The sequence below is a fragment of the uncultured Anaerovibrio sp. genome (assembly GCA_902786545.1).
In the GTDB taxonomy this organism is placed as follows: domain Bacteria; phylum Bacillota; class Negativicutes; order Selenomonadales; family Selenomonadaceae; genus Anaerovibrio.
On the sequence record CADACU010000063.1, the window covers coordinates 1 to 7144 of the forward strand.

Sequence of the window (7144 nt, forward strand, 5' to 3'; positions counted from 1 at the left end):
CAGTATAATGCTCGATGATATTGCGTTCACTGAGGGGAACCTCGCCAAAGCGGGAACAGCGTGGACGATAGTAAAGGCCTTTGGTCAAGTGGCACAGTATGCCCTTTTTGGTAAGCCTGGTCACTGTCTGGTAAAATGCCTGCTCAGAGGAATCTGTTGGTAGCTCTCTATATAGCTGATTAGCGGTCAGTATTTTGTTTTCCGGCTGTTTTTCTATAAGCTGTTCAATTATCTGCGCTTGGCTGTTCAATGTTATCCCTCCTTTGCCTGTTATATTACAGTTTAGTATATAGGTAGATTTGTAATTGTGTCAAGTAGAATTAATTTTTACTTATTAGGATTGGCTTAATTATAGTATATAAGGTTTGCGGACTGAAGATTTACGTTGACCATTTTTTTTCGCAGGTAAGTATTTCAAATATTATTATGTAATGCTAATATACAGATAATAAATATAGATTAGTTTTTTATCATTAAGTTGCATTTTTATTGTGGTACGTTATTTTTAGGGGATTGAGCTGTATGAATAGTCCATTGTTTATCAGTAAGGTTGGTATTGATTGGGGTAAAATAAACGATTATAGCTATTTAAGGAATATTCCTGCGATAAGTTCTATTGATGAATTGGAATTTCATTCACCAATTACTTTACTCGCTGGGGAAAATGGCATGGGCAAATCAACGCTATTGGAAGCGATGGCAGTGGCAGCTGGTTTCAATCCGGAGGGTGGCACGAAAAATTATGCCTTTTCAACCTACGATTCACATTCTGATTTGTGTGATGCCATGCGCTTGATTAAAAGTTACAGGCGAACCAAATGGGGATATTTTCTGCGGGCTGAAAGCTTTTATAATGTGGCAACCATGGAAAATGAATACAGCAAAGTTGGTGGAGTACCGGAACATTTTCATGAAATGTCCCATGGTGAGAGCTTTTTAAGGATTGCTGACAGCCAATTCAAGGATAATGGACTTTATTTTCTTGATGAGCCGGAAGCAGCCTTGTCACCCCAGAGACAGCTTGCTTTGCTTAGGAAAATATACTTGAGTGTAAAGGGTGGCTCACAGTTTTTTATTGTTACCCATTCCCCCATTTTATTGGGGCTGCCTGATTCAGAAATACTTGTTTTTGATGGTGAGGGCGTTCATGTTTCTTCATACGAGGAGACCGATAGTTATCAGGTTACTTCACTATTTATTAACCGTAGAGAGTATATGCTGGAGCAGCTTTTGGGGGATGAAAAGGAGTGAGTATACAACTTAAAACCTCGATAATGGGCAGGGCTGTTTGATGGGATAGCAAACAAAGGAAAAGGAGTGCTTGTGATATTCAACTATTTTTATGATGGTATAATTAAAAATGCAAGAGGACGAGTCGAAGAAAGATTGATTATCTAATGTAGAATCAAGGACTGTGGAAAATGGATTATATGTTGGAAGCCAAAAAAGAAGCGGATAAAAATCTTACACTTAATGAAGGGGGGCCCTTTGGAGCAGTTATTGTGAAAAATGGCCAGATAGTCGGCCGTGGTCACAACAAGGTGCTGAAGAATACTGATCCTACCTGTCATGCAGAGATGGAGGCCATTCGTGATGCATGCCAAAGGCTTGGAACCAATGATTTGACCGGATCAGAGCTGTATACAAGCTGTTATCCGTGCCCAATGTGTTTAAGTGCGTCTATTTGGGCCAATATTCATAAAATATACTACGGTAATACCGCTGAAGATGCGGCAGATATTGGTTTTAAAGATGAAAAAATCTATGATTTTATAAAAGGTAATTGTAAGGATAAAGGGATGGTGGAGCTGGCCCAGTTGAATCGTGATACAACCATCGAGACTTTTGCGAAATTTGCTCGAAAATCGGATAAACAAATGTATTAGTCATTTTTTCATGAATGAGTTTTTTGAGGGTGGATGATTTTTGATTAAATCGTCCACATTCCAGGCTCCTTGTGCTATAATAACTCTGTTTGTGAAGAATTACAGGGAGGGAGAAAATGAGATGGACCGATGGACATGTAGCTGTAGTGTGTGTTTAACAGCGATAATGATACTGTGAATTATATAAGTATACGGAGTAGTAATTAGGAATGTGGAGAAGATAAAATGGAAAAATGGATTTGTTCATGTGGCGAAGAAAATGAAGGTAACTTTTGTATAAAATGTGGTAAAAGAAGGGAAGAGGCGGCTGGTGGGACTGTTTCGGAAAACACCATGCAAATGCCGGTGGTTTCACAACAGCATATGCAGCCGGTGGCACCTCCACCAATCAATAATTATCAGTATCAGCCATCATATGAGGTACCGGTACAACAAGGCGGTTTCTTTAACCGGATTGGCAAAGGTCCGTTGATTGGGATTGTGGCCGTGCTGGTCATTGCAATTTTTGGTATGGTGGGATACTTTTCCGGCATTGAAAGCCGGTATATGAATAAGGTGAAGGATGCAGATAACCTTACAGCGGAAATACATACCCTGCTGTCGGAAGTAAATAGCCTGGATGGTGATCCGGATAGTGATGCCACCAAGAAATACATCAGTAAATATGAGGATTTGTCCAAGAGATTTGATGATTTGACCGTGGATATAAAAGACGCCAAGGTTCCGAAAAAATATACAGATTATAATGTATCCCTGGTAGACGCAATGGAGATGGAAGGTCAGATATTGAAATCTGTTCATGATGTGCTGGTCAATACCCCGGATAATGGGAAATATCCGGCAACGGTCTCCAATGATTTTCAGACAAGCGTGACTAATTTAGTGAATAAATCCAGTGACTTATCCATGGATGAAGTTCAGTTGGACAGGAATATGAATCTGTCAAAGCTGGTGCAGGATGTTAATGCTTACCTTGTCAGATATCATAATGTGGCAGAACAGAAACGGATTGAGGCAGAACGCAAGGCCAGAATGGAAGCTCTGCAGCGATTGGATACATTCCGACGGGGGCTGAAGGAGAGCTTCGATGACAAACGCAGAGATGCCAGAAGCACCAGATCAGGTATTTATTTGGCAAACAATGTTACCTGCTATGATGAAAAGCTGACTATCGAAGGCGATTTTTACAACGGTAGCAACCGCAGCGGCAGTTATATCAACGGATTGAGTATGCATGTGGTATTATATAATCAGGGCGAGGTGGTAAGGGATATTTCATCCCACTTTGGCTATGTTTATCTTGGCACTCTTTATCCTTATGGCAGTGTATATCACAAATTTAATATATATGATTCATCAATAACAGAGAATTTGATATTTGACTCTTTTGATGTAACAGTAAATTTCTAAAATCTTTAAGTTTATGATTGTTTTTAGCGACTGTATAATTTATATGCGTATATAGTTAAATGTTTAAAATATTTACTTTTTTTAACTATTATGATACTATGTCCTGGTGTTTTGGATATAAATAAGATATAAATGAAAGAAAGGTATGGAAGTAAGTGATGAAGAAAACAAGTGATGTTGCAATAACTTTTTCTCTTGAGGACTATTTGAAGGGCATTAACCCAAAGAAGAGTATTACGAATGTGAGAAATATGCTGGCTCGTCTCTCTGAGTACAAAGAAACTGATAAGACCATTACCATTTTCTTTAATGATATTGACTGGGATGACAATGACAAGGAAATTGCTTCTTTTATGGATGTTGCCAAGGAGTATGACTATATTTTTCAACAGATTTGCGATGATGATGCTGACAGACATCTGAATGTAGTAGATCCGTCTTCGGAGCTGTTTTCCTTGCATGAGGAGCCTTCTGTAGTCAAGAAATTTGTTATCTGAGGATAGATAATTGTATATTTTTTTATCTTGATTATTGCAGAAAAGTAACATATGTGGTAAAATTTCAAGCAGTTTAAGATTACAAAGACAATGAGGAAGACAGTAGTCAGTATGTGAAAAATGCAGCGAGCCGGGGAGGGTGCAAGCCTGGCAGGAGTAGCGACTGATGAATATCACTTCGGAGTAGCAGGTCAAAATGTGCCGGATTATTGGGCGGCAAAGTAGACTGAGCCGGGATCTCCCGTTATAGAGATAGTATATGCTGGTATACGAAATAGGTGGTATAGTGAAGCTGGGCTTCATCCTGTTTTGGGGTGGAGCCTTTTATTTTTGCAGAATGGCTCCCGTCCTATTTTGGACGGGAGTTTTTGTTAAACGAGTAGAAGATGGCTGCCAGTACAGCAAAAACAGGAGGTAATCAATTTGTACAACAAGGTTGACACAAACCTGAATTTCGTTGAAAGGGAAAGAGAAATCCTGAAATTCTGGAAGGAAAATGATATTGCCCAGAAGTGTATTGACATCCGTGAAGGCTGCGATACCTTTACTTTTTATGATGGGCCACCAACAGCTAATGGCAAACCACACATTGGTCATGTTCTGACCCGGGTTATCAAGGATATGCTGCCGCGGTACCAGTCCATGAAGGGAAAGAAAATCCTGCGCAAGGCTGGCTGGGATACCCACGGTCTTCCGGTGGAGCTGGAAGTGGAGAAGAAGCTGGGACTGGATGGCAAGGAGCAGATTGAAAAATATGGTATTGAGCCATTTATCAAGGAATGCCGGGAATCTGTCTGGAAGTACAAGGGCATGTGGGAGGAATTCTCCGATGTGGTTGGCTTCTGGGCTGATATGGACCATCCATATATTACTTATGAAAATGATTATATTGAGTCCGTTTGGTGGGCTTTAAATGTTATTTGGGAAAAGGGGCTCCTTTACAAGGGCCATAAGGTTGTTCCTTACTGCCCTCGGTGTGGTACACCACTGTCTTCCCACGAGGTTGCTCAGGGGTACAAGGATGTCAAGGATCGGTCTGCTATGGTTCGCTTCAAGGTGAAGGGGGAGGAAAATACCTCATTCCTGGCTTGGACCACTACACCTTGGACTTTACCATCCAACTTGGGCTTGGTAGTTAATCCGGAAGTGGATTATGTAAAGGTAAGCTGCAACGGCGAATACCTGATTTTGGCTGAAGCATTGGTGGAAAGCGTATTCTCCGGTGTTAAGTCCAAGGATAATCCGGAAGAGGCAGCCAAGGTAGAAATCGTGGAGCGCTTCAAAGGTAAGACACTGGAGCGCAAGGAATATGAGCCACTGTATGATTTTGCCCTGGGCAAGATCAAGAAGCAGTGTTTCTATGTTATGTGTGATGATTATGTTACCACTTCCGACGGTACGGGTATTGTTCATACTGCACCGGCGTTTGGTGAGGACGATGCCAGAGTTTGTCGCAACTACGACATGGACTTTGTCCAGTTCGTGGACAGCAAGGGGAATATGACCGATGATACCAAGTGGGGTGGGGTATTCGTCAAGGATGCCGATCCAATGATTTTGGATGATTTGAAGGCTTCCGGCAAGCTGTTTAAGGCTCCTAAGTTTGAACACAGCTATCCTCATTGCTGGCGCTGTGATACTCCATTGATTTACTATGCCCGGGAGTCCTGGTTCATCAAGATGACTGATGTAAAGGAAAAGCTTATTGCTAATAATAATACCATTAACTGGCTGCCAGATGCCATCGGCAAGGGACGGTTTGGCGAGTGGTTGGAGCATGTGCAGGACTGGGGTATCAGCCGTAATCGTTATTGGGGTACGCCTCTGAATATTTGGGAGTGCTCCTGTGGTTGTCAGCATTCCATCGGCTCCATTGAGGAGCTGAAGTCGATGTCGGATAACTGTCCGGAGGATATTGAGCTGCATCGTCCATATATTGATGCCGTAACCATCAAGTGTCCGGATTGCGGCAAGGAAATGAAGCGGGTACCGGAGGTTATTGACTGCTGGTTTGACTCTGGTTCCATGCCATTTGCCCAGTGGCATTATCCGTTTGAAAACAAGGAAATTTTCGAGGAGCGTTATCCGGCTGACTTTATTTCCGAAGCAGTAGACCAGACCCGAGGCTGGTTCTATTCCTTGTTGGCTATTTCTACATTGCTCTTTGATAATACTTCCTATAAGAATGTAATTGTTTTGGGCCATGTTCAGGATAAGGACGGCAAGAAAATGAGTAAGTCCAAGGGCAATGCTGTTGACCCTATGGATGCCCTTAACAAGCATGGTGCTGATGCTATCCGGTGGTATTTCTATGAGAACAGTGCACCTTGGCTGCCAAACCGTTTCCATGATGATGCGGTGCAGGAAGGTCAGCGCAAGTTTATGGGTACTCTGTGGAATACTTATGCTTTCTATGTACTGTATGCCAATATTGATAATTTTGACGCTACCAAGTATTCATTGGAATATGATAAATTGTCAGTAATGGACAAGTGGGTGCTCTCCCGTCTAAATACCTTGGTTAAGACCGTGGACAACAATCTGGCTAACTACAAGGTTACCGAGACGGCCAAGGTACTTCAGGAATTTGTGGATGAGCTGTCCAACTGGTATGTCCGTCGCAGCCGTGAGCGGTTCTGGGGCAAAGAAATGAACCAGGATAAGATTAACGCTTATATGACTCTGTACACTGCATTGGTTACCGTAATCAAACTGGCTGCTCCGATGGTACCGTTTATTACCGAAAGCATTTACCGTAATCTGGTATGCAGTGTGGATGATAAGGCACCGATGTCGGTTCATATGACTGACTTCCCAGTAGCCAACGAGGCATTTATTGACTCTGAACTGGAGAAGAATATGGAGCTGGTGCTGGATATCGTTGTGCTCGGCCGGGCGGCCCGCAATGCGTCCAATATCAAAAATCGTCAGCCGATTGGTACGATTTATGTTAAGGCTGACAGCCAGCTCAGTGATTTCTTCAAGGAAATTGTGGCTGGTGAGCTCAATGTAAAGCAGGTTGAGTTCAAGGATGATATGGAGGAATATCTTTCCTATACTTTGAAACCACAGTTCAAGGTACTTGGTCCAAAGGTTGGCAAGCAGATTGGTGAAGTAAAGGCAGCCCTGACTACGATTGATGGTGCAGCAGCCAAGGAAGAACTGGACAAGACCGGCAAGCTGAAACTGTCCTTAAAGAGCGGTGAGGTAGAGCTGCTTCCTGAGGATATTGAAATTATTATGTCTCAGACGGAAGGCTTTGCTACCCAGCGGTATGGCAATGTGACCATTGCTTTGGAAACCACTTTGTCACCAGAGCTGATTGAGGAAGGCTTTGTTCGAGAGATTATT

6 protein-coding genes are annotated in these 7144 nt (G+C 42.3%); 5 read left to right on the forward strand and 1 reads right to left on the reverse strand.

The window, feature by feature from the left end; translation table 11 throughout:
• Positions 1 to 250, reverse strand: a 250-nt coding sequence (locus QZV24_RS09615) for a hypothetical protein (protein ID WP_294523295.1), incomplete at its 3' end; no start/stop codon positions are given.
• 272 nt (positions 251 to 522) lie between these two features.
• Here QZV24_RS09615 and QZV24_RS09620 point away from each other — a divergent pair.
• The 5 genes from QZV24_RS09620 to ileS all read left to right on the forward strand — a co-directional run.
• The gene (locus tag QZV24_RS09620) at positions 523 to 1251 is read left to right on the forward strand and encodes an AAA family ATPase (RefSeq protein WP_294523297.1); all 729 of its coding nucleotides are present in this window, start codon (positions 523 to 525) and stop codon (positions 1249 to 1251) included.
• 170 nt (positions 1252 to 1421) lie between these two features.
• Positions 1422 to 1886: a nucleoside deaminase gene (locus tag QZV24_RS09625; protein WP_294523299.1), complete on the forward strand. Its 465-nt coding sequence runs from the start codon at positions 1422 to 1424 to the stop codon at positions 1884 to 1886.
• A 225-nt stretch (positions 1887 to 2111) separates the two neighbouring features.
• Complete coding sequence (locus tag QZV24_RS09630; RefSeq protein WP_294523301.1) at positions 2112 to 3296, forward strand: hypothetical protein; 1185 nt, start codon at positions 2112 to 2114, stop codon at positions 3294 to 3296.
• Positions 3297 to 3454: 158 nt separating this feature from the next.
• Complete coding sequence (locus QZV24_RS09635; RefSeq protein ID WP_294523303.1) at positions 3455 to 3793, forward strand: hypothetical protein; 339 nt, start codon at positions 3455 to 3457, stop codon at positions 3791 to 3793.
• Between the two features lie 423 nt (positions 3794 to 4216).
• Positions 4217 to 7144: isoleucine--tRNA ligase (gene ileS, locus QZV24_RS09640; protein WP_294523305.1), on the forward strand; the 2928-nt coding region annotated here is incomplete at its 3' end.